Origin of the sequence: Coleofasciculus sp. F4-SAH-05 (genome assembly GCF_040222985.1) — a bacterium.
Classification (GTDB): Bacteria; Cyanobacteriota; Cyanobacteriia; order Cyanobacteriales; family Coleofasciculaceae; genus Coleofasciculus; species Coleofasciculus chthonoplastes.
In genome coordinates this window covers 1-23888 of record NZ_JAVKBY010000005.1, presented here as the reverse complement: position 1 = coordinate 23888, position 23888 = coordinate 1, and the positions used below count along the sequence as shown (strand labels likewise).

General features: G+C 44.5%; 25 protein-coding genes. 16 read left to right on the top strand and 9 right to left on the bottom strand.

Annotated features, from left to right (window positions below; genetic code table 11):
* Positions 1-115 precede the first annotated feature (115 nt).
* Complete coding sequence (locus tag RIG27_RS00500; RefSeq protein WP_446341433.1) at positions 116-241, top strand: hypothetical protein; 126 nt, start codon at positions 116-118, stop codon at positions 239-241.
* 555 nt (positions 242-796) lie between these two features.
* Here the strand turns inward: RIG27_RS00500 and RIG27_RS00495 are convergent.
* The 3 genes from RIG27_RS00495 to RIG27_RS00485 form a co-directional block, all read right to left on the bottom strand.
* A complete protein-coding gene (locus tag RIG27_RS00495) occupies positions 797-3136 on the bottom strand; it encodes a tetratricopeptide repeat protein (protein WP_446341455.1) in 2340 nt (779 codons plus the stop codon).
* Positions 3137-3183: 47 nt separating this feature from the next.
* On the bottom strand, positions 3184-3675 hold the full coding sequence (locus RIG27_RS00490; RefSeq protein WP_446341431.1) for a hypothetical protein: 492 nt from the start codon (positions 3673-3675) through the stop codon (positions 3184-3186).
* A gap of 300 nt (positions 3676-3975) precedes the next feature.
* Positions 3976-5925: an ArnT family glycosyltransferase gene (locus RIG27_RS00485; protein ID WP_446341429.1), complete on the bottom strand. Its 1950-nt coding sequence runs from the start codon at positions 5923-5925 to the stop codon at positions 3976-3978.
* Between RIG27_RS00485 and RIG27_RS00480 the strand changes: the two genes are divergently transcribed.
* Entirely contained in the window at positions 5906-6190 is a 285-nt protein-coding gene (locus RIG27_RS00480; protein ID WP_446341427.1) for a hypothetical protein, read from the top strand. The two genes, RIG27_RS00485 and RIG27_RS00480, sit on opposite strands and share 20 nt — an antisense overlap.
* Positions 6191-6204: 14 nt before the next feature.
* On the opposite strand, the gene RIG27_RS00475 is transcribed toward RIG27_RS00480, so the two are convergent.
* Entirely contained in the window at positions 6205-6789 is a 585-nt protein-coding gene (locus RIG27_RS00475) for a hypothetical protein (RefSeq protein ID WP_446341425.1), read from the bottom strand.
* Between the two features lie 136 nt (positions 6790-6925).
* Between RIG27_RS00475 and RIG27_RS00470 the strand changes: the two genes are divergently transcribed.
* From RIG27_RS00470 to RIG27_RS00440, 7 genes are all read left to right on the top strand, one after another.
* Positions 6926-7282 carry a DUF565 domain-containing protein gene (locus tag RIG27_RS00470; protein ID WP_446341423.1) on the top strand — a complete coding sequence of 119 codons (357 nt, stop codon included), beginning with the start codon at positions 6926-6928 and terminating at the stop codon, positions 7280-7282.
* Between the two features lie 171 nt (positions 7283-7453).
* Positions 7454-8566, top strand: a complete 1113-nt coding sequence (locus RIG27_RS00465) for a glycerate kinase (protein WP_446341421.1) — start codon at positions 7454-7456, stop codon at positions 8564-8566.
* Positions 8567-8867: 301 nt separating this feature from the next.
* Positions 8868-11336 (top strand): dynamin family protein, encoded by a 2469-nt coding sequence (locus RIG27_RS00460; RefSeq protein WP_446341419.1) that lies wholly within the window; start codon positions 8868-8870, stop codon positions 11334-11336.
* A gap of 369 nt (positions 11337-11705) precedes the next feature.
* A complete protein-coding gene (locus RIG27_RS00455; protein WP_446341417.1) occupies positions 11706-12122 on the top strand; it encodes a KGK domain-containing protein in 417 nt (138 codons plus the stop codon).
* A 216-nt stretch (positions 12123-12338) separates the two neighbouring features.
* A complete protein-coding gene (locus RIG27_RS00450; protein ID WP_446341415.1) occupies positions 12339-12770 on the top strand; it encodes a KGK domain-containing protein in 432 nt (143 codons plus the stop codon).
* Between the two features lie 147 nt (positions 12771-12917).
* Positions 12918-13298, top strand: a complete 381-nt coding sequence (locus RIG27_RS00445) for a KGK domain-containing protein (RefSeq protein ID WP_446341413.1) — start codon at positions 12918-12920, stop codon at positions 13296-13298.
* Positions 13299-13365: 67 nt separating this feature from the next.
* On the top strand, positions 13366-13611 hold the full coding sequence (locus RIG27_RS00440) for an HNH endonuclease (RefSeq protein WP_446341411.1): 246 nt from the start codon (positions 13366-13368) through the stop codon (positions 13609-13611).
* Between the two features lie 204 nt (positions 13612-13815).
* On the opposite strand, the gene RIG27_RS00435 is transcribed toward RIG27_RS00440, so the two are convergent.
* From RIG27_RS00435 to RIG27_RS00425, 3 genes are all read right to left on the bottom strand, one after another.
* Positions 13816-13989 carry a hypothetical protein gene (locus tag RIG27_RS00435; RefSeq protein WP_446341409.1) on the bottom strand — a complete coding sequence of 58 codons (174 nt, stop codon included), beginning with the start codon at positions 13987-13989 and terminating at the stop codon, positions 13816-13818.
* Between the two features lie 24 nt (positions 13990-14013).
* Positions 14014-14619: a cytochrome b/b6 domain-containing protein gene (locus RIG27_RS00430; protein ID WP_446341407.1), complete on the bottom strand. Its 606-nt coding sequence runs from the start codon at positions 14617-14619 to the stop codon at positions 14014-14016.
* A 356-nt stretch (positions 14620-14975) separates the two neighbouring features.
* Complete coding sequence (locus RIG27_RS00425) at positions 14976-15716, bottom strand: LmeA family phospholipid-binding protein (RefSeq protein WP_446341405.1); 741 nt, start codon at positions 15714-15716, stop codon at positions 14976-14978.
* Between the two features lie 202 nt (positions 15717-15918).
* Between RIG27_RS00425 and RIG27_RS00420 the strand changes: the two genes are divergently transcribed.
* Positions 15919-17253 carry a glutamine synthetase family protein gene (locus RIG27_RS00420; protein ID WP_446341403.1) on the top strand — a complete coding sequence of 445 codons (1335 nt, stop codon included), beginning with the start codon at positions 15919-15921 and terminating at the stop codon, positions 17251-17253.
* Positions 17254-17425: 172 nt separating this feature from the next.
* Positions 17426-17623, top strand: a complete 198-nt coding sequence (locus tag RIG27_RS00415; protein ID WP_446341401.1) for a hypothetical protein — start codon at positions 17426-17428, stop codon at positions 17621-17623.
* Positions 17624-17735: 112 nt separating this feature from the next.
* Here RIG27_RS00415 and RIG27_RS00410 read toward each other — a convergent pair whose 3' ends face one another.
* The gene (locus tag RIG27_RS00410) at positions 17736-17852 is read right to left on the bottom strand and encodes a photosystem II protein Y (RefSeq protein WP_446341399.1); all 117 of its coding nucleotides are present in this window, start codon (positions 17850-17852) and stop codon (positions 17736-17738) included.
* A gap of 140 nt (positions 17853-17992) precedes the next feature.
* Positions 17993-18547, bottom strand: a complete 555-nt coding sequence (locus RIG27_RS00405) for a gamma carbonic anhydrase family protein (RefSeq protein WP_446341397.1) — start codon at positions 18545-18547, stop codon at positions 17993-17995.
* A 114-nt stretch (positions 18548-18661) separates the two neighbouring features.
* Here RIG27_RS00405 and RIG27_RS00400 point away from each other — a divergent pair, with 114 nt between their 5' ends.
* The 5 genes from RIG27_RS00400 to RIG27_RS00380 all read left to right on the top strand — a co-directional run bounded on the left by RIG27_RS00400 (position 18662) and on the right by RIG27_RS00380 (position 23116).
* Positions 18662-19171 carry a TIGR02652 family protein gene (locus tag RIG27_RS00400; RefSeq protein WP_446341395.1) on the top strand — a complete coding sequence of 170 codons (510 nt, stop codon included), beginning with the start codon at positions 18662-18664 and terminating at the stop codon, positions 19169-19171.
* Positions 19164-19340: a hypothetical protein gene (locus RIG27_RS00395; protein WP_446341393.1), complete on the top strand. Its 177-nt coding sequence runs from the start codon at positions 19164-19166 to the stop codon at positions 19338-19340. Before RIG27_RS00400 ends, RIG27_RS00395 begins: the two co-directional genes overlap by 8 nt.
* 84 nt (positions 19341-19424) lie before the next feature.
* Positions 19425-19865, top strand: a complete 441-nt coding sequence (locus RIG27_RS00390; RefSeq protein ID WP_446341391.1) for a VOC family protein — start codon at positions 19425-19427, stop codon at positions 19863-19865.
* A 223-nt stretch (positions 19866-20088) separates the two neighbouring features.
* Positions 20089-21423: an ATP-binding protein gene (locus RIG27_RS00385; RefSeq protein WP_446341389.1), complete on the top strand. Its 1335-nt coding sequence runs from the start codon at positions 20089-20091 to the stop codon at positions 21421-21423.
* Positions 21404-23116 (top strand): tetratricopeptide repeat protein, encoded by a 1713-nt coding sequence (locus RIG27_RS00380; protein ID WP_446341387.1) that lies wholly within the window; start codon positions 21404-21406, stop codon positions 23114-23116. The genes RIG27_RS00385 and RIG27_RS00380 overlap by 20 nt, the downstream gene beginning before the upstream one ends.
* Positions 23117-23888: the final 772 nt, after the last annotated feature.

The window sequence follows — 23888 nt, the reverse complement described above, 5'->3', positions numbered from 1 at the left end:
AAAAACGTACTTTTTAGCACAAAACCTGGATCATTATCAAGTTGCATTGAACTAGAGCTAATCTTTTTCCGAGTGGAGCGTGGCGTAAAGAACTAACTAAGTGGACACAATTAACGTGAACAGTGAAGATCGTCATTCGTCATTCGTCATTCGTCATACTCGCGCAAGCGAGAAGCAAGCTACGTCATTTGTAATGGTTTGGGGGTTATTTTCCAAACTTAGTAAGCTGTTCGACATTTAAACATTAATATCAATAAGGGCGCAATCCTTGTAGTGCGTTAAGCGAAGCCATGCCGCAGGCTTTGCATCTTGCTCGCTACTAATACCCAATTTAAATGCATGACAGCTTACAGTGACGTTTTCTTTTGTCCGACTACTTATAAGCGTTCTTCCCTTCTGCCTCCTACCTTCTGCCTTCTGCCTTCTGATTCCTGCCTGTGCTGTTGTCCTGGCTAAACCAACTTTTTCCCTGTAAGCACAACGGATTGTGTCTTTACCTGTTATCCTTCTCCCTCCAGTTTTAACCAAAAATTTTCGGTCTTGTGGTGGCAGCTATAGCAACCGCCAATAGGGTTAGGACAGTATAGATTTGTAGAGACGTTCCGGTGGAACGTCTCCAGAAATGTGTTTGTCCCCACAGATGTGTCTACTGCTATAAAAGGATTTGTTTATATTACTATTATGAAGGAGATTTAGCCACTCTTTCATCAGTAATTACTATTCTTTCAATAATTTAAATATATAAAACAGCCGTAACTTAAAAGAAAGCATGATCGGAGAATGAAATAGAGGAAACCTATTGATGCCATTGTTCGCGCATTCTTTGCAAATTTTCACGGATAGTGATTGTTTCCGGATGGTTATCTCCCAGCAGGCGTTTACTCAACTCTAAGGCTTGCAGAAACAAAGGTTCGGCTTTTTCATACCTTCCCTGTGAATAGTAGAGTCCTGCCAGATTGTTGAGACTGCTAGCCATATCAGGATGGTCATCCCCCAGCCGGCGTTTATATAACTCTAAGGCTTGCTGTAACAAAAGTTCGGCTTCCCCATACCTTCCCTGTGATTTGTAGAGATTAGCCAGATCGTGGAGACTGCTAGCCACATCAGGATGATCATCCCCCAACCGGCGTTTACTCAAGTCTAAAGCTTGCAGAAACAAGGGTTCGGCTTCCCCATACCTTCCCTGTGATTTGTAGAGATTAGCCAGATTGTGGAGACTGGTAGCCACATCAGGATGGTCATCACCCAGTCGGCGTTTTTTCAACTCTAAAGCTTGCAGAAACAAGGGTTTGGCTTCCCCATACCTTCCCTGTGATTTGTAGAGATTAGCCAGATTGTTGAGACTGCTTGCCATATCAGGATGGTCATCACCCAGTCGGCGTTTATATAACTCTAAGGCTTGCAGATACAAGGGTTCGGCTTCGGCGTACCTTCCTTGATACCAGTAGAGTGTTGCCAGATTGTTGAGACTTCTTGCCACATCAGGATGGTCATCCCCCAGTCGGCGTTTATATAACTCTAAGGCTTGCAGATACAAGGGTTCGGCTTTTCCATACCTTTCCTGTAATGAGTAGAGTCCTGCCAGATTGTTGAGACTGGTAGCCACATGAGGATGGTCATCCCCCAGCCAGCGTTTTCTCAACTCTAAAGCTTGCTGATATAAAGATTCCGCTTCCCCATACCTTCCCTGTGATGAGTAGAGTAGAGCCAGATTGTTGAGACTGGTAGCCACAGAGGGATGACCATCCCCCAGTCGGCGTTTTTTCAACTCTAAAGCTTGCAGAAACAAAGGTTCGGCTTCGGCGTACCTTCCTTGATACCAGTAGAGTGTTGCCAGATTGTTGAGACTGATAGCCACAGAGGGATGCTCATCTCCTAAACGCTCTCTGGTTGCTAATAAGCACTGCTTAAACCAGGGTAACGCTTTTTTATAGAGTCCTTGACCTTCATAAAATCGACCTAAGCCAACAAAGGGGCAGGTTATATCCTCATCACTTAACCAATCCTGCTGAGTCGTTGCGGCTTCTGCTAGATGTGGAATCATCGGGGTAGCTATGACAATATCATCTTTAGTTGGCGTCTCAGGAATCTGCGCTGCCACTATAACCATTCCCAGACAAAACCGTTGTTTAAGTTCTGATGCTTCAGTTAATTCCTTGAACTTCTCTTTCAAAAATTCTCTAATTAGTCGGTGCAGTTGATAACTCTCTTTATCTACCCGTGCCAATAAGCTCAGATTCACCAATTCATCATCCCTAATATCCTCTAACTCTTCTACATCTTCGTCTGACCAACATTGTTCCACCCATTTCCAAGGAATGGGAGCCAGGGCAAATAAACTCAGAAAACAAGCTAACTTTTGAGCCTCTTGACTCAGTTCAAGCCAACTCAACTCAAATGCAGCCTCGACCCCCAATTGTGCGGTCATGTCTGGGTCAGGATTGTTTAGGGAACGATGCTTTAACCCCAAACGCTGAGACATTTTCTCTAATGACAAGTCAGGCTTACGCTGTAAATACCGCCCCACTAATTCCAATCCCAAGGGTAAACAACCTAAGTCTTGACATAGACGTTTTGCCTGTTCCAGTTCTACCTCAATCCGTTCTTGTCCAATTAATGACACTAACAGGGCAATCGCGGCTTCTTCGGTAAGTACATCCAGAGGTCTCATTTGAAAAGACGCCCCTAACCTTTGCCGCCTGGTAGTAATCAACACCTTAAACCGCGATTCGGCAGGTGGTAAATAGGATTTTATCTGTCGATAATTTCGCACATCATCGAAAATAAATAGAACATCCCCTAAACGCCAATGTCGCCAGCAGTAAGCCACCTGTTCTGTTAGGTCTAATCCATCGGGTAATTGTAAATCTAATTGAGTTCGGGCAAAACTAACAGTCTGAGTCCCTACAACAGATTCCCCCGCCTGTATCCAACACAAACCACCGGGATAAGTTCCCTGTTTACGGTGGTGTAGAGCATACTGTAGGGCTAATTCGGTTTTACCCACGCCTCCCATCCCAGCTACGGCACAAATAGCGATGCGGTCTGTTTGCTGTAATTGTTGGTGTAATTGTTTGAGGACATCAGAGCGTCCTACAAATTTAACGACACCGCTATGCTTTAAATTATGGGGTATTTGAGACTGTAACCGACCTGGACTGTCGTCACCAGAAACATACAGGTCTAGAACTTTTTTTTTAATCCTCTAATCCACTTTGTAAATGTGGGAAAGTTTTTCCGCAGAAATACTTCTGTGTCTAACTCAGCTTCGTAAGATATTCCGACAAAAGGTGGCATTGATGAAACCACTCCTTTTAACTTAGCTGCGGCTGGGACTCCTGGCTCTGTTAATTCCTTATGGATTTTCTCCAACCAGTCCAATACTTCCTCAGAGTAGTCCTGGCTATTGCTCAGTTTTTCCGCTTGACCGACAATCTCTGCAACGATTATTTCTGATTCATCATCTGTTATCTGTACTTCTGACGACTCATCCGCCAGTATCTCCCAATATTCTTCATCTGCACGCTTAATCAGTTGTTTATGATCATCTATTCCTTGCTGTATTCTCATTTTCTCCTCTGGAGCCGCCGTTACCCAAGCATCCTGTTTTGACGCTAGCTGTTCGCGCAAACGTTTTCTATTCCGTTCTGCCTGACGCAAACTATCACTGGTCATTGACTTACCCCAGAGTAGACCACTACTATTTATAACCTCATGATGACAAATCAAGTTCTGACTTGACAATACTGAGACATTGAAACGGGTTCAAACCTGAGTCGGGGCGGGTTTAGTTACATCTGGGTGCAACCAAAAAGATGTTTCACCCTCATCCCCTAACCCCTTCTCCCATCAAGGGAGAAGGGGGATCGGATTCTCTTGCTCCCCTCTTGCTCCCCTCTCCCCAGAGTGGGAGAGGGGCTGGGGGTGAGGGGTTTCTTCTCTTTCCCCACCTACTTACCTAATTCCCCCTCAAAGCTAAAGCTTGTGGGCAATAACTTGTTTAGTCACTCGGATCAAATGATAGGCTCCTTTGCTATCAATGATGGTATATTCACTAGGTTTTAGCCATTCTTCTTTAAGTCGATTAAATCGCTTAGACTCAATTAAAACCAGAGTCGAAGGAGGATTATGCTCAATTTTAGCGATGTCCTCAATGTAGGCAATAAACTTATGTTCCTCATCAAAATAATTAACCGATCGCTTGGCATAAAATACGACACTAGGCTTTTCAAACCCCATCATCACTAACTCTTCTGATGGTTGGTTTACCTCAGCCGCGATCGCAGATAATTCTCGTAGGGGAAGCTGACGTTCCTGATCCAATAGAAAAGCAGCCGGGGAAACCACGAGGATAATAAACGCCACAAACGCCACCCAATTAATTGTTCCTAACCAACGCCACCCTCGACGCCTACATAACGCAATCACCGCCGCTACCGCAGCCATTCCCCAGAGGATACCTCCCCGTAAGGGTAATCCTGAGGCTTGCAAAGTTTCCGATAAATTCAGCGCCGCCGGATCATAGCCAATGAAATTAGGACTATACCAAATTGCCCCAGCGATGACGCCAAGCAGAATCAGATTAAATCCAGCACTCAACCGTAACCCCCATAGACGCTGACGGTGAGGATAGGTGAGTAAATCACTAGCTAATAATGCCACCAAAATTGCCGCCGCAGGCATTAAGGGTAAAACATAACTGGGAAGTTTGGTGACAGCAATCGTAAAGAAGCCAAACACCCCTGCAAACCAACACAGGGCAAATAAACCTAACTGACTGGCGCGAGGGGACTCACGCCATTTTTTGACCTGCCAAAATCGCAATCGGGCGATCGCTAAAGGTAAATAACAGGACCAAGGGGCAAACCCGACTAACACAACCAAAAAATAGAAATACCACGGCGCCCCATGGTGATTTACCACCCCGACAAAGCGTTCAATATTGTGATAGCCAAAAAACTTTTCGATGTAATCTTCGCCATTCGCCAAGGTAACTAACACATACCAGGGAATTGCTAGGACAGCAATAATGCCCAATCCCCAAAACAGGCGCATTTCCCGCACCACCTGCCAAAACTTCCCCAGATATAACAGAAATGCCCCAATAATTAATCCAGGGAGGACAAATCCCACCGGTCCTTTGGCAAGGATAGCAAAGGCAATTAAGATATAAAATGCTAAATACCAACCCGACGTAAAACCTAAGATGGGTTTGGGATCACCTTTTGCCTGTCCACGGTATCGGTTATCTTGCGCCTCATCTCCCTGTCTCCTTGTCTCCCCTTGGACATAGCCGATAAAAAACGATAAAAGAGCCGTTCCCATACAGCCAGAGAGTAGCATATCCGAAACCCCAGTCCGCGCCCAAACCAAGGTGATCGGATTCAATGCAATCAATGTCGCCCCAATTGCCGCCGATAACCAGCGCTGGCGTTCTAAATTAGGATGTTTTGGGGTGTCTTCTAATTCAGAGGAATTTTCATCAACCAAAGTACGGGGACGAGAAATACCGAAATAGCGTAGCGTATAAAAGCCCAATATTGTGAGCGCGATCGCACTAATCGCTGAGGGAAGTCGCACCGCCCATTCATTCACGCCAATCAGGTGATAGCCAATCGCCATTAACCAGTAGACTAAGGGCGGTTTATCAAACCGAGTCTCCTCATTAAAATACGGCGTAATCCAATCTCCTGTCACCGTCATCTGGCGGGCGGCTTCCGCGAATAACGGTTCAGTTTCATCAACTAAACCCGTACTGCCTAAGTGCCATAAAAACGCCACCCAGCAAATCGCCGCTAACCCTAAAACCGAGTACATCCACAAACGAGTTGGATGCTTTTCCCAAACATTCCACCACTTTGTCACTGGTTGAGCGATCCTATCCTTAGATTCAACTTCCACTACTTTGTCACGAAAGGGCAACATTAACTCTCAACGTCTCCAACTTAATTTAGCTAGAGTCGCGATCGCAATATACCCCTTCCCTGACTGGGACAACCCCATCAAGTTCCTGATTGTCATTCGTCATTTGTCATTCGTCATTTGTCATTTGTTGATGGTTCATGGTTCATTGTTGATTGCCAATCTTCCCCTGCTCCCTCTGCTTCCCCTGCTTCCCCTGCTCCCTCTGCTTCCCCAGCTTCATCGTATCTACGAAGCTGCTCAAGTATTTTTATGCCCGCTGCACTAGGGTGCGCCTTAACCCTAATACGGTTGTAAGACTAACTCCCATTCGCCTGTCTTTTTATTCCAGACGGGTACAGGCGTCTCCCCAATCACATAAGGTCCCCAATATAAACGAGAACCATCTTGGGCGAATGCCACAACAATATCTCCGTTTGCCAAAATCAGATCATCCTGGGGAAGTGAAAGAATCAGCCCTTGCCTTCCTCCTTCCATGGGGGCAAAATCCCAGTGGGCGGGTTTGGCATCACCCTTTGAATCCGTTTGACGTTCTAGCAGCGCCACCCGCACCGGATGTTCTGTGGAATTGCTAACTCGCAATCCTCCTTTTTGCGCCGCTAGTGCAACGGGATCAAGGGGGGGAGAGGGCGAAGCCTCTGGGGGGGGTAACGGTGAGGAAAGTTGTGATAGTGCTGGTGATAAAGGTTGAGCCTTTTGCATCTCTGCATCCCCTGGTGATTTCATTACAGAGGGTAATGATGCTGTATCCGAGGATTGGGGTTCTATCCAAACCTTGAACTCAAATAGCCCCAGTCCCAGTCCAGCCATACCTAAAAGGAGTACGATGATAAATACTGGATATAGCATATAGTTTAGTCGTTTCATTCGTTTTGAGGGGATTGACTCTGCACCGCTGCGTCTGTGGGGGGTGCTAACAAAATGAATTGCCAGCCCCTACTCTCATTGAAACAAGCTTGACCAAGACCGTGTTATTTTTCTGAAAAGGCTAAGTGGTCTATCGATGCAAAATACTCGTCTTAATACTCTCGTAGATGTGATCTTGGCAAGGTTAGCCCAGTGGTTTACCAATCCCTGGCGACGCCTGTCCATAATTTTGATGGGTTTGCTGTTAGGCATTTTTCTCGGAAGTGCTATCTCAACCACAGCCGGACAAACCGCTGATTGGGATGTCATTGCGGCTGGGATTTTAATTATTTTCACGGAAACGGTGAGCCGGATTGTTTATAGCAGGAATCGCCAGCGTTTGCCTTCTGTGAGCAAAACCTCCCGATTGTCATGGTTTCTAGAAACAGTGAATGCGCTGAAAATTGGTTTGGTTTATAGCATGTTTTTGGAAGCGTTTAAACTGGGTTCGTAGTGTCATTTGTCATTGGTCATTTGTCATTGGTCATTTGTCATTGGTCATTTGTCAGATTATAAGGAGGGAGGGCGGGTTTTGTTGATACGCTATCAATGACAAGTTAATTGAGTTCCTAAACCCGCCCCTACAATTGTAATTGTGGCTAAACCTGCCCCTACCTTAATACTTATGACTCATCCTATTTCTCCATCTCCTTCTCTTGATGAGATTCTTAATCAGTGGCTAGCTGGAAAAGCACCAAATTCGTTAGCTTGGAAAAAATTAGTCACAGCAGAATTAACACCGCCGGAACGAGCGAAAGCGTTGGGAATTACGCCAGATAACGTATCAGAAAAATTACGGGCGCGATCGCGTCTTTTTGAATCCATTTATTCTGATGTTCTCACTCTGCCCTATTTTGCCCCCAAAATCAAGGATAATCCCAAACATTCAGAGTCTATTCAAACGAATATTCTCCTATCTATGTGGCGATTATGGCTTCCGTTGGCGATACAATTGGCGGAATCTCGAAAACAGTTAGATCGTCCCCTAATTCAGGGAATATTAGGCGGACAAGGCACAGGAAAAACCACATTAGCGATTGTATTAAAATTAATTTTAGCCCAGTTAGAATATCGCACCCTTAGCCTTTCCATTGATGACCTGTATAAAACCTATCAAGAAAGACAGCAACTGCGAGAACATGATCCGCGTTTAATTTGGCGTGGTCCACCGGGAACCCATGATGTAGACTTGGGAATACAGGTATTAGATGAGTTGCGATCGCAAAATTCCTCAGACTCTATTCTCATTCCCCGCTTTGATAAATCCGCTTGGCAAGGTGCAGGCGATCGCACGGATTTTGAACCTGTACAAAAGGCGGATATTGTGTTGTTTGAAGGCTGGTTTGTCGGCGTGCGTCCCGTGGCGGCGACTGTGTTTTCGGGGGCGACTCCAGCACCTATTGAAACCGAGAGCGATCGCGCTTTTGCACGGGATATAAATGAACGATTGAAAGCCTATTTGCCCTTGTGGGAACGCTTAGACCATTTAATCGTACTTTATCCCATTGATTATCGCCTAAGTTTGCAATGGCGGCGTCAGGCGGAGGCGGAAATGATCGCGACGGGCAAATCGGGGATGAGTGATTCAGAAATTCATGAATTTGTCAAGTATTTCTGGAAAGCATTGCATCCAGAATTATTTATTACACCATTAATTCACAATCCAGATTGGGTGGATTTAGTAATTGAAATTAATTCCGATCACACACCGGATCGGGTTTATCATCCTGGGGAATAGCTTGGATACTTATACCAAATCCGGGGAACATTACCCCCGTTATAACCTAGTCCGCGCAGGCGGACTTTGTTTGTGTAGCAGCGATTTCAATCGCCTTGATTGTTGGCTGAGTATAAAATAATATCTAACATAATCATCTATTATCCGTATTATCAGAGTTGGTCAATTCTGTTTCTGGAAAATTTTCTACCCATGCTATATATGCTGTACACCCATTCTATTCACTTTGTCAATACGTAAGTTCTAAATTAAACTGGCGATACAATCAAACTAAACACCTTTTCGCTCAATCGCTACCATCATGACATCCACGCCAGTTCAATGTGAGAACCTGCAAGCCCAAGTAGACGGTCTTCTGCAATTACTATATCAAGAGCCATCATTACGCGCATCCCAGGATATCACGTCTGTGCAAGCTTCTCTACACAAAGCAATTTCTCCCACATTTGAGATTGTCTTTGCCGGTGCGTTTAGTGCGGGGAAATCGATGCTAATTAACGCACTATTAGAACGGGAACTGCTTTATAGCGCCGAGGGACATGCCACAGGTACAGAATGTTATATCGCCTATGCGGATACAGATCAAGAACGAGTGGTGCTGACGTTTTTGAGTGAAGCAGAGATTCGAGAACAGGCGGTAGCCCTATGTCAGAAATTGGGATTATCCGCCGCCGCGAAAGCCGCGAATCATATTCAGCAGTCTGATGAAATTAACACTTTACGTCAAGGATGTCAAGAAATTATTCAGCAGGAAGGCGGAGAGAGTAAGTCAGAACGCGCCAAACAAGCAAAGGCATTGGACTTGCTAATGGAGGGGTTTTTGGCAAACCGCGATCGCATCCATTCTACCAGCCATGCGACGTATTCGATGGAACAGTTTTATTTTTCTAATCTCAAAGAAGCGGCGGGTTATGCCCGTCGGGGAAGTAATAGTGCGGTTCTCAAGCGGATTGAATATTATTGCCATCATCCCCTATTACAAGATGGTAATGTTTTGATTGATATGCCAGGAATTGATGCGCCTGTTAAACAAGATGCCCAGTTAACCTATACCAAGATAGAAAATCCGGAAACCTCCGCCGTAGTTTGTGTGTTGAAACCAGCCTTAGCCGGGGATATGACAACCGAGGAAACGCAACTACTGGAGACAATTCGCAGTAATCCAGGAATTCGCGATCGCGTCTTTTATATTTTCAATCGTATTGATGAAACCTGGTATAACAGCCAATTGCGACAGCGACTTGATGATTTAATTCGTAGCCAATTCTGGGATACACCCAAGGTTCATAAAACCAGCGGATTACTGGGATTTTATGGCAGTCAAATCAAGCCTACCACAGAACGCGATCGCTTTGGCTTAGATTCTATTTTTGCTGAGGCTTTCAGAGAGACAGGTATTCAAGAGGAAACGCCACAATTCGTGAATGAATTTAATCGGTATTGTGGTTCGGGTAAATTGGTTGGTAGTGAGTTTAAAACTTCTGTCAGGGGTTATGAAACGCCAGCAGAGAACTATGTGCGGATTCTCAGTGAATGGGGAATCCCTCTGATTGAGCAACTGATTCAAGATAGTGGGATTGAACAATTTCGTACATCAATTACGCGCTATCTTACCGAGGAAAAGCGTCCCCAGTTATTTGCCAATCTCGCTGATGACTTACAACCCTTATGTATTAATCTCAAGAAACATTATCTGGGGATTCAGCGAGATTTAGATAGTCAACCTCACGAAATAGAGGCGATGAAAGCCCAGGAGTTAGAACGGTTGAATCAGGAATTGCAGCAGGTAGGGAGAGAATTTTGTATTCACATTGCTGAAGAAGTAAATCAGGCGGTAACCAATAGCTGTAATGCCTTTGAGATAGAATTTCGCCAACTCCAACATCAAATGATTCAACGCCTCGATGAATTACTCAATACATTCTCAGTCGCCCAAGCCTATAGTCGGGCGACTCGCAGCCATCCCCGCAATGCAACCGCCCCCTTAATTGCCGTTTTAGTCGAGGCGCTTTATTATTTAGCGAATCAGTTAGAAGATGTTTTAGTCGAAGCATCTCAACAGGTAGCGTCTCATTTTTTTGCTTATCTGATGGAACAAATACGCCGCCGTGAATATTACAGTCAACTCTATCGATTATTGGGAAATGATGGCGGAATTGAGCAACAGTTAAAGGCGGTGGAAAAGCTAGTCTGTCAGGCGTTAGCCAGTGAAGCGCGAACAGAGTGTGACAGATATGTGCGAGAAAGTCCCCGTTTTTATGATGAAGGCACATTTTCAATTTATCAATTCCGGCAAACGTTACAGCAAACCTCACAGGGGTATGATGCGGAAAGTATGATTGAAGCTGAACCTGCGATTCGGCAGTTATTGAAATTAGATTTTGAACCCAAAGTCTCAAAATCTATTCGCCGCAATTTCCGCCAAACGGTTAATCAAACTCTGAAAACGATGTTATTACATAAGGCAGATGAACAGGCGGATCGTATTTTACAGCAGTATCCCAATGCTCGTGCGTATTTAGAGCAAACCTTGGAAAAAGAAGCGGAGGAGAAGATTCAACAGAATCAGCGAATGCAAGAGGAAGTTGAGCAAAAGATTGTGGATTACAATCAAGCCGTTGCTGGGATTAATCATTGTTTACAGGCGATGAAGTTAGACAGACATCATCAACTACCGACAATTGAGGAGTCAGATTTAATCGCGACACCTGCGTCTACTGAGTCAGACGCTTTGGATGATAGTATAGAGTCAGTATCTACATCTGAATGATCTAATAGAGATGACTTCTAAGCAATCACAGACAAAACTGACATCTTGCACCATTGTCAGCAAGCCCAATTGTAGGGTGCGTTAGCGTTCGCGCAGCGTTCCCGGAGGGTAGCGTAACGCACCATTTATCAAGGGTAAGTTACTACTTCCCATTTATTGTAGGGGCGCAATGCTTGCGCCCGAAAAACCCACCCTGTTACCTTTGTCAGCTAGGTTGAGGAACGAAACCCAACTTCTATGATTTCCTGTTGGGTAACGCTGACGCTCTAGCCAACCTACAATAACTTAGATTTTCGATTAAAATAGTTGTCAGCCCAGTATGGTGCGTTACGCTTCGCTAACGCACCATTTCTCTAAAGGGGATAATAAATGAACAATAAAAACCATTTAAAACGCCTACAGCAAGATGAAATAGTATCTTTATCTGAGGATTCTTTGTCAATTTTAATTGCACATCCCACGTTTAAAGTAAGTGAATTCATGAAAGCAATGATTAACTTACTTATAAACAATGATAATGTCCTAAAGTATTCAATCCAGAAAAAACGACGAGATATAGAAGAAGTAAATGGTTGGTGGAATGAGGGAATACAAGGTCAAGTTCTCACCCATGAAGGTAAAGGTTGGCAGAATGGCAAAGTTAGACTCACTCTAGAGTTTTGTCCTGATGAAGCTGAAATTGAAGAAACATCAGCAAGCAATGAACCTGAAATTTCCCAGCCAGAATCGCCGCTTGATGATTTGCGTCAGAGTATCAACCAAGAAAATAAACCAGAAAACCAATAAACAAAACGCCACCAATTTCCATTTATTGTAGGGGCGCAAGGCTTGCGCCCGCAAAATACATGAACAGCAGCAAGGCAAAATTTAATTGGCATTTGACATGGACGATAATTTAAAACTACTGGATCTTAATGATGAAGATGTTTTGGATTTTAGTGATGATTCATTGATTTTCGATTAAAATAGTTTTCAGGGTAAATTCAGTAACTATAAATTGACATGGAAAATAATTTATCTCTATCTAAATGTGATGACAACGATGTTTTGGATTTTGGAGGCGATACATTTAGAGTCAAGAAATTAAAGCAAGCTTTAGATAAATCATTGGATGCAGACATAGGAGATAGGATTAATAATAATTTAGTTGATAATGGAGTGAATATAGATGAAACAATTTTGCGACCAAACGATGAGTATGAAGAATATACGAGATGGTTTAGCGAGGGCGTAGATTGTGAAATACTCCAGCTAGGTGCTAATCGATGGAAAAAAGGAAAAGTTAAAATAAAAGTTAGCTTTGAGTTTTATACAGAAGAGCCGGAGGATGGAAATAAAGATACCAGTGATAATCCAAAAGTTGATCCACCCGAATCGCCCCTAGATGATTTACGTCAGAGAATCAACCAAGACAATCAACCAGAAAACCAATAAACAAAACGCCACCAATTCCCATTCCTTGTAGGGGCGCAAGGCTTGCGCCCCAAAAAACCATAAACTGAGGGATGTTAACTCAATCTTTTTCCCAAGAGTAATACAGCGGAAAAGTTAGATAAATGACTGATAATTGTGGAGATAAATATGGAAGATAGATTCAAACCTTTAGACAATGAAGAAGTTGTCTCCGTAGACAATAACGATAAAATTATTTCTGATTCAATGTTTACAAGTGGACAAATGGTATCAGCAATAGAAATGATATCCAGGAATTTACCCAATGCCAATAAAGATAAAATAGAAAAATGGTTTAATGAAGGAATCAAGGGAAAAACCCTAAAACTTGGGGCTAAGGGCTGGCAACAAGGAAAATTTAGAATAAAAGTCACTCTTGAATTTTGTCCTGATGAACCTGAAATTGAAGAAACATCAGCAAGCAATGAACCCGAAATTTCCCAGCCAGAATCGCCACTTGATGATTTGCGTCAGAGAATCAATCAAGAAAATCAACCAGAAAACCAATAAACAAAACGCCGCCAATTCCTATTTATTGTAGGGGCGCAAGGCTTGCGCCCGAAACGCCAGAAAACCCATGAAAAAAACACCGCGAATTCCCATTCCGCCAGAAGTGAGAAACTATGTATTTAAACGCGACAATTACCAATGCCAAAGCTGCGGTAAAACCCAACTCGACACCAAACTGCAAATTGATCATATTATTCCCCTTGCCCGTGGGGGGAAAAATGATATTAGTAACCTACAAACTCTTTGCCGTTCCTGTAATTTAAAGAAAAAACATCATCTTGATCCTCGCTTCCGGCGTCACTTCAGTAGCTAAGATAGCCTAGAGCGTCGGTCAAGTATTATCAGAAACCGGGTTAAGAGTGAGGATGACAACTCTCATATCAAGCTTTCACCCAAAAAAACCCGGTTTCTTGACCGATTTCCTAGTGTCAACTTAAGGCTGAACCTGAAATATAATGTAATCAAATTCCCCCTTTTGAAGCAGGGGGATTTAGGGGGATCTCATCGCATCATCAAGTCAATACAAGCTAAAACCTAGAAAAAGTGTTCCAGAGATTGCTTGCAATGTTTCTACAAGACTTATACTCTGTTCCGGTTCCTCTGAGGGAAATAATAAGGGGGCAATCCAACCAAATAGAATCCCGCCAATGACGATACTTTCTATAACAATAAGTAGCGTATTTCGCTTCATATTATGCCTTCTGGGGATATGATATTATCTATCCTCGCGCCGGACGAATGAACGCACTGTCTGAATCCACCGTTTGGGAGAATCCTCTGGACGATAGTTTAGTTTAAACATAGATACCCATAATGGCAATCCTCCTACCTTGGCACTGATTAACAAGTGAATCGCTAAACATCCAACTAATATCACCCATCCGGTTAAGTGAAGATAATACCAGATATGAGTTAATTCACCATTGGGCAACCATTCTTCTTTGACCATACTGCCAGTCACTAAGGAAAAAGTAACCGCCAATAACATCACCGTATTAACAATCCGATGCAGACTATACCAACCGATAGGTTTACCCAGTTGTCTGAGTTTTTGAAACGAATTGGGTTGAACCAGGCGTTTAGAGCCTAAAAGAAAACTGTATAAGGCAAACGCTGGCATTACGGCTAGGAGTAAGGTTTTGCCAAATGTACCATGAATGTCAATAATATCCGGAATTTGCGGTAGAGAAAGTTGCCCGAATCGTCCATCGTAGGTATCATAAACCCAGTAGGAGGAGATGATGGCTAAAATGGCAATCAGCCCATTGATGCCATGCAACAGTCTCAGAAGTAAGGGTTGATAAGGGGTAGCACGAGACATGGTTCACGTTATCTCGATCAAAATATAGTATTCTATAGGATAACAAATAACATTGACTAGGTTGGGAGTAAGCCTTTTTGCCACGGCGATTAAAATCGCTGCTACACAAACAAAGTCCGCCTACGCGGACTCAATTATAACGGCGCTGACATTAAGGTTAACAGCACTGAAATAAGCATTTTTGGCTCGCCGAAACTCTTGATATAGCGTAGCGTAGGGTGGGCATTGCCCACCAACATACCAGTCAGTACCATTCACATTATTTAAATGCCGAACCGCTTAACAGTTGTTAGGATTTTCCCCACACCCCAACACCAAGTCGCTTTTTTAGCGTTCTTACCCATCCCTTCAGCGCGTCATACGGATGGAAATTGGGTCACATGAGCCACGGCTTGCAGGGTGAGTTGACCGTCTTTCACCTCCAGATGATGCATACGTAGCGATATCCCTGGCATTTCAAAGTGACTCAAGTGTAAAATTTTACCCGCCTTGGCTACTAAGGCTTGAGTGAGTTCTGCTGAGAGTTCTTTTCCTTGGACGTATTCAACCTTCTCTAGGACAACACTGCGTCCGTCATTACTGACTTTAGGAGTGGTGGTGAATGATACTCGTTGTGTTTCATCACTTTGACTCAGCCGCACATCAGCATCAAGACAAACTCGACCTTCGGCTAAGAGGCGACAATTTACCTGCTTGACGTTGAGCGTTTGTGGCTTACCGTCCACCTGAACCTGGAGTGAGCGAAGCTGAGTCCCTAACACATCGGAGTTGAAGGCACGGTTGAGGTCAGCTTGAGCAATCACAATCCGTGCTGTTCCTTCCGTCGGTTGGGTCAGTACAATATTACCCGTCAAGGCTTTGAAGGGAGCAACCGCAATGGTTTCTAGCCGGATAACCATCTCTTGTAGACGGATATTTTGTTCCATGATTAACCCCTCACCGTATATGGCTAGGGATTCCAACTGACCCTTGGCTAGCAGGGAGGGGTCTGTTTTCACTCGCACATCCAGTTTTCTGGCATCATCGATTTGGCTGGATAGCGCCAACGTCGCAATTCTGTTCAGGGTCTCTTCTCCAAGGCGTTCTAGGGTTAGCACGCGATCGCTCCTTTATATCAGCCGTGTATTTTCTCATTATATTAAGAAACGTTAATTTATGGATCTACTCTGAGAGAAAAACCGAGGCAGCAAATTGAGCGATCGCGCTCAGATAGGTTAAATTTATAAAACGTTGTGTCGGATAGGTTGCCAACCTTTAGCCCTTGGCTCACACATCAAGCGCTCGCTCACGGGGAAATGAATGGAAAAACAACAATTAAAAAATCTTGACCCACTGGGAATTCAATTCGTCCGCATTATCTTCTGCGACAATGCCAATATTATCCGGGGTAAAGCCGTCCACCGGAAAACCCTATCCGAGTACCTCAGCCATGGTGTCGGTATTTGTGCCGCTCAACAAGCTTTCCCAGTCATGTATGATACAACTGTGCCTGGGAGTGGATTGGGACCTGCTGGTGAAATCCGTCTCGTGCCAGACTGGAGTACACTGACTCCTTTACCCTATTGCCGGACTCATGCCCGTGTCATGGGTGATTTGATCCTCAATGGTGTACCGTGGAGTCTCTGTCCGCGTCATTTTCTCAAACGCATGATTGCAGAGGCTCTCCAAGAGGGGTTAGAGGTGATTGCTGCCTTTGAGAATGAGTTCTATCTCTTGCAGCGAACGGCTGAGGGCATTGTGCCTGCGGATGAAACTGTATTTGCCTCAACGATGGCAATGGATTTGCATCACGAGATCATTGATCACATCGCAGAAGCTCTGATTCAACAAGGAATGCTGGTTGAGCAATATTATCCCGAATCGGGTTCCGGTCAACAGGAAATCTCTATCCTCTACACCAACGCCCTCAGTGCGGCAGATCAACAGATTGCCTACCGGGAAACGATTAAAGCGATCGCACTTCAACATGATCATATCGCCTCATTCTTACCGAAAATCTTTGCCAATCAAGCAGGGAGCGGTTGTCACCTGCACCTGAGTCTGTGGCGAGAGGGTGAAAATCTCATTCCTCATCCACAGGGAAATGGCGATCTGTCCGATACAGCGCGTCATTTTATCGCTGGAATTCTGCACCACCTACCGGCGTTAATGGCATTGACAACACCCAGCACCAATTCTTACCGCCGCCTGCTCCCGCAATTTTGGAGTGGGGCGTTTCGGTGTTGGGGATTCGATAATCGGGAAGCGGCTGTGCGTGTTCCCACTAGCCCCAAAGCCCCGAGTCCGTCTAATTTTGAACTCAAAACCGTGGATGCTACGGCGAATCCCTATTTAGCATTAGGGGCAACAATTGCCGCCGGACTTGATGGTATCCGTCAAGGCTTAGAATTGGCAATGCCTGTATCTGTAGATCCCGGTACGATGACGGATGCTGAACGCCAAGGGGCTAATATTGAACGATTGCCCAGCACGTTAGCCGAGTCGATAGAACAACTTAGACATGACTCGGTACTCCTCGACGCTTTGGGTGAAGATTTGGCTCAGGTTTATTTGGCAGTTCGACAAGCCGAATGGGAGGCGATGAGGGATTTCGATTTGGATGCCGAAGTAAAGCTTTTATTAGAGCGATATTGAATTTGCTCTTCTGTAAGGTGGGCATTGCCCACCCTACTTTACAGTAACTTCACACAATTTTAATCAAAACAATAAGCAAATTTACTTATACTAGAAATCAAAATGCCTCCCCTGCTCTAGGAGACACGGAAAAAATACCAGAGCAATCCCAACAGTCAGCCGGAGGTTTGACATGAGTATTAAAGAACTGGTTCACTCTCACCACCATTGGACAATCCAAGAGATTGAATCGCTGATCAAACCAGCATTTGATACCCTAATTTTAGTGACTGCCATTGCCTTTACTGTGTGGTTGGCTCTAGGGGTACAAGTTGAGCCAAGCTCAGGTGGTAGCAATAGCATGAAAACAGTGACCCAATCCGTTGTTTGAGTCCCGCTATCTAAAGCATTAATTGAGTAGATAGAACAAATGTACCGCATTATAGACATAGAGACGCGCCATGGCACGTCTCTACAAAAGGTATTTGTGTCTATCCCACAGATCAGGATTTATTCAGAAACGCCTGAATTTGACCGATAGCCGCTCCAGCAATGTTGAACAAAGCCCAACTTGCGGCTAAGAGGATAGGCAACAAGACAATGAGTAACCGCAAATCCATAGTTTCACCTACCTCGCTTAATACTTAAATATTTGTGAAGGATTCTCATACATATAGTTTTAACCAAATTATGCCCCCAAAAGTCAATAGATGACAAGTTTTTTTTTTCAGCGTCTATAAGTTTGCCCGTCTAGGTGTTCTCATCCAGGTGAGTGAAACCCCAAATCTGTGCCTTTCTCCCCATGCACCAGCGCTAGCTTCTGGTAACGCTGTGCATGTTCGATTAATTCAGCCGCCTCCGTTTCGGAAATATCGCGGACTTTTCGCGCCGGAATGCCCACCACCAGGGATAAAGGGGCAACATCTTTGGTCACTAATGCGCCAGCACCGACAATGCTACCATATCCCACCCGCACACCATCTAAGACGATCGCACCAATCCCAATCAAACATCCCCGTTCAACATGAGCCGAATGGACGACAGCCCGATGTCCAATTGTCACATGGTCTTCCAGAATCGTAGGTTTACCTGGATCTCCATGTAAAATAGCACCATCCTGAATATTGGTGCATTCACCAATCTCAATCCGCTCAACATCGCCCCGCACCACAGCACCATACCAGATACTGGCTTCTGATGCGATCGCCACCTCACCAATAACCACTGCATTGGGTGCAATAAAGGCAGCTTGAGATACATCAACAGCAGACCAATAGGAGGGAGTTGAGGGAAACTGGGGATAAGAATCAGTCACGATTGCCGATAAAACAGATGAGTGTGTTCGAGCGTATTCTATAATTGATGAAGCCACAGATATATTTATACAGGTAATAGCGCAATCGCCGAATGACGATATTTTTAACCCTAGATGATTAATCCTAGTTTACAGTACCCCATATTCGGTTCAGAGATTCAATGTCCTCACTGTCGGCAGTCTATTCCGGCATTGACATTGACCGATACCTATTTGTGTCCCCGGCATGGCGCTTTCGAGGCAGATCCCAAAACTGAAGAACTCATCCACTTACAATCGGGGCGTCATTGGCGTCAATGGCAGGGTGAATGGTATCGTCAGCATACCCATCCGGATGGGATTCGCTTTGAAATTCACGAAGCGCTCGATCGCCTTTACACTCAAGGTTATCGGGCGACTAAAGTGATTATTGCTAGTCGCTATCGAGATTTAGTTAGTGCTTATCTAGAACGGAGTACCCCTTGGCGGGGACAATCGGAACCGGGGCGCCCGCGACTCTATGGTTTACCTGTGGCATTTAGCCCTGATCCAGAGGATGATCCTTGTTGGCAAGTGATTAATTTCGATTTGGAAAAAGAGCCAGGAATTCCGGTACGTTATCCTTATTTTCGATTATTTGAGTAAGTTGTTATTGGTTATTGGTCATTTGTCATTGGTCATTTGTCCTTTGTTTGCTTTCCCATCACTCAGTTGGGGCGGGTTTAGATATACCGTAGGGTGGGCAATGCCCACCAGCCTTAATGAGCTTGGCATTCTTTCCAGCTTTCCCATCACCAAGTCGGGGCGGGTTTAGTTAAGTGAATGGTTTGAGTTGAAGTGTTAGTGGTCAAACCCGCCCCTACAGAGATTAAAATATTTAAAACTCTATTCGTAAATCATGCATCATGCTTCAATTCGCACGGCTGATATTCATCGCGCGATCGCATTCTATGAACAATTAGGTTTTACGGTTTGTGAACGCTTCACGGCGGGAATTACGCTAGCCTGTTGGATGGAGGGATTAAGTGGACGTATTGAACTGATTCAAATCCCGGAACCTAAACCAGCACCGGATGCGTTTGGGGATGAACATTATGTCGGTTACTATCATCTTTCCTTTGATCTCACTGAAACAGTTCCTGACTTACCCCGTTGGCTAGAATCGCTACAACAGAAGCTAGCTGAGGCATCCAGTCAAAATCCGGATCAGTTTCAGCCGCTGAAAGTTCTCTTAGAACCCACTCAACAAATTATCGGCGATCGCGTGTACGAGGTGGCATTTATTGCCGATACCGATGGATTACCCTTGGAATTTATCCGAGTCTTGGCAACCCGCTAATTTGTTCCAGACGTTGCATACAACGTCTCTACGCCCATTGCTTAACTGGTGGATTAGAATTGTAGGGGCGCACCGACGTGCGCCCGTGTCAACTTAAGGTAGAAAAGCCGGGGGTGTAGGGGCGGGTTTGACGGATAACTGATGACGCCAAACCGATAACTTAACTAAACCCGCCCCGACTTAGTGATAGGGAAGCAAACAAATGACATAAGACGAATGACAAATGACGAATATTGAAGCATTATTAGATAATATCTATAATTCCTTTACGCCAATGCCGCTTCCTGCTGGTGATCCTCAATATGTGGAATGTCGGGAGGTGCGGGGGGATGTGGAGATTCAACAAGATTTAGGTAAAAGCATTCAGCGTTCTAAAGAGTTAACCTGTCAGTTGTATTCTGGGTATCGTGGCGCGGGTAAGACGACTGAATTGTATCGACTCCAGACGTATCTGGATCAGAAAAACTGCTTTGTTGTCTATTTTGCCGCTGATCAAGAGGATATCAGTGTCCAAGATGTTCAATACACGGATATCTTACTGGCTTGCACCCGCCATTTACTCGCCCAGCTTCAACACGCTGATTCTACACCCATCGCTAACTGGTTACGCGATCGCTACGATGAACTCAAAGACTTTTTCTTGGCTGAGGTGAAGCTGGAGAAGTTGACGATTGAAGCCCAATTAAATCAGTTTGCCAAGCTAACGGCGGCGATTCGCACGGAACCCAGTCAACGGCAGAAAATTCGCGAGAAGGTAGAACCCCATACGGAAACCTTGCTTAAGGCACTTAATCAGTTTATTGCTGATGCCAAGCAGAAGTTACCCGATGGTAAAACTCAATTAGTGATTATTGCCGATAACTTAGATCGGATTGTCCCCATTTTCCGCGAGAATGGGCGCAGCAATCATGAGGAAATTTTTCTGGATCGTCATGAACAGCTTAAGGCTTTAGATTGTCATATTGTTTATACTGTCCCCATTTCCATGATTTATTCTAAATGGGCGACGGATTTAAAGGATAACTATGGCATTCCTAAAGTTCTGCCCTCGGTGATGGTACAGTGGCAGGATGGCACTGTATATAAACCCGGAATTGACAAGTTGAAGGAAACGATTAGACGCCGGATTGAACCCTATACCGATTTAGACTTAGAAACCAAAATATTTGCCGAGCCAGACGTACTTGAACAACTCTGTCGCATGAGTGGTGGGTATATGCGAGACTTAATTCAATTGGCGCAAGAAGCAACCAATCGAACGGATCAATTACCGATTTCTGCGCGGGCGGTACAACGGGCAATTGCGGAACTGCGAGACGTTTATCAACGGGCGGTGGAAGAGGATCAATGGCAGATTCTCGCCCAAGTTTATAAGAGTAAAGAAATTGGCAATGATAACCTGCACCGGGGTTTATTATTCAGCCGTTGCTTACTGGAATATCGCTATCTTAATCAGCAAGGAGAAAAGCACACCTGGTATGATGTTCACCCGATTATTTTGGATGTATCTAAGTTTAAAGATGCTTTAAAACAAGTGGATGATGCCAATCACGCCTAATTCATTACCCCCAGAAAGTTTTGATCAAGTCTACCGTCGGCTGTTACGGGCGCTGCGGCGGAAGAAGGGATTTGGTTTATTTTTTGTGGTGCAATCTGGTTATCGTCAGGTGAAGCAAATTATTGAGCAACTGCGGCGAGATTTACCTCAGAAAAAACTATCTCTGTTGCAGATTGAGCGGGAGACGCAAAAAGTTTATGACCAAATTGCTGAACGGAGACAAGCAGAAGGCTTTGATATTTTAGTCATTCGGGGGATAGAACAGGCGTTATATGAGTATGAAGATACCAAACGCCTGAGTGGTTGGAGTTCGACGGAAATTTATACTTATAGTTGGAAAGGTGTGCCGCCAATTTTAAGTCACTTAAACCAACAGCGAGAACGGTTTGGTACAGATTTTTCCTGTAGTTTTGTCTTTGTTGTCCCTGCCTTTGTCCTGAACTATTTTATTCAGCGGGCACCGGATTTCTTTGATTGGCGATCGGGGTTATTTCATTTTCCGTTAACTGAGGAAGAACGGCAAGTTAGACTAGAAGAATTATCAATAGGAGATTTGCAAGAGTATTTAAAACTGACTCCAGACGAACGGGTGATTAAGACTTTAGAGTTAAACGACTTACTTGACGACAGTAGCAACAGTCTAGAAACGGAAGTTAATTTATATTTGAAGCATAGCTTACTGTTTTTGAGCGGCAATCAATATGAGAAAGCCATAGCGAGTTTTGACAAAGCCATTGCCCTCAATCCTGATTTATCTCTAGCCTGGTTTATTCGCGGCGTCGCATTAGACAATCTGGAGAGATATGAGGAAGCCCTAGCAAGTTATGACAAAGCCATTGCCCTCAATCCTGATTTCTCTGACGCCTGGAATTATCGCGGCGTCGCATTAGACAATCTGGAGAGATATGAGGAAGCCCTAGTAAGTTTAGACCAAGCTATTGCCCTCAATCCTGATTTCTCTGACGCCTGGAATTATCGCGGCAGCGCATTAATAAATCTGGAGAGATATGAGGAAGCCCTAGTAAGTTTAGACCAAGCTATTGCCCTCAATCCTGATGATTATGACGCCTGGAATTATCGCGGTATCGCATTAGATAATCTGGAAAGACATGAGGAAGCGATAGCAAGTTATGACCAAGTTATTTCCCTCAATCCTGATTTCTCTGACGCCTGGTATAATCGCGGCGTCGCATTAGGAAATCTGGAGAGATATGAGGAAGCGATAGCGAGTTTTAACCAAGTCATTGCCCTCACGCCTGATGACTCTACAGCCTGGAATAATCTAGGATTCCTTTATCTGATGCAAAATCAGCCCCAGAAAGCGAAGTCTTCTCTTAATCGTTCGCTTCAGATTAACGCCAACTTTTTTTACCCTCTATTTAATCTGGGATTGGTTCATGTCATCGACAACAAGGTTAAAGAAGCTAAACGACTCATCCAGAAAAGCTTAACCTGTTGTTATGGCGAGGATACTCAAGAAAAACTCTACATCGCGCTTGGCACAATAGCACTCGGTCAAAAACAAGACGGATTGCAAAACCTGCAAGACATTCTCAGCACTCTAACTCATCCTTCAAGATTCGGTGTCATTCGTGGCGGCGTTCTCGAATCGGCGGAAATATTAGCCCGCTATCCTGCTGAATTTCCAGGAATTGACCAAGCCTTAGCGATGCTTAAACAAACCTTACAGTGAGTCAGTTAGGTTAACGCCGGAAACCCAACTGATTAGAAAAAGCAACAGAATATTACCGATAATATTGGCTACAGTTTAAGTTTGTGATTGGTGGGTTACGGCGGATATTTCATTAAAAGGTTACTGGAAAAAGGGGATAACCGCCTAAAATTGTGGGATAGATTTGGCGTTTAAACTGGGCGCACGCCATGCGCCCCTACAATTCTAATCCACCAATTAAGGTGTGCCACGCCACTACCGAAATAATTTGGACATAACAGCATAGCTAGTCAGGTATCCTGCGTAAATCTGTAGGGGCGGGTTTCACTACTATCTCTTCGATTGCACCTAGATAAAATTAAACCCGCCCCGATTGGTAGGTTTCATGATGTCTTGTGAAAAATTAGAGTGAGTCGGTTGGGTTTCGATTTCGCTCAACCCAAGGACTTCGCTCAACCTAACACATTAGCAACATCAGCAGAATATTAGGGATGAGGAGGCTCAGAATATCACCGATAATGTCAATACAGCAGGACTTACGCCGCTATACCACAGATGGTGGCAAAGAAAGGTGCGTTATTAACGCACCCTACCGACTATCGATGTGTAAACCGTAGGGGCGCACTGACGTGCATTGGTGTCAACTTAAGGTGAATCCCCACACTGCTAATGTAGTATGATTTTGTAGTATAGGCTCAATTCAAGACTGGCAGTGATTTTCCGACGAAGCAGACTACCAGCCGCGCCCTAGTGCAGCGCGGCAAAAATACAAGAGCCGCTTCGTAGATACGAT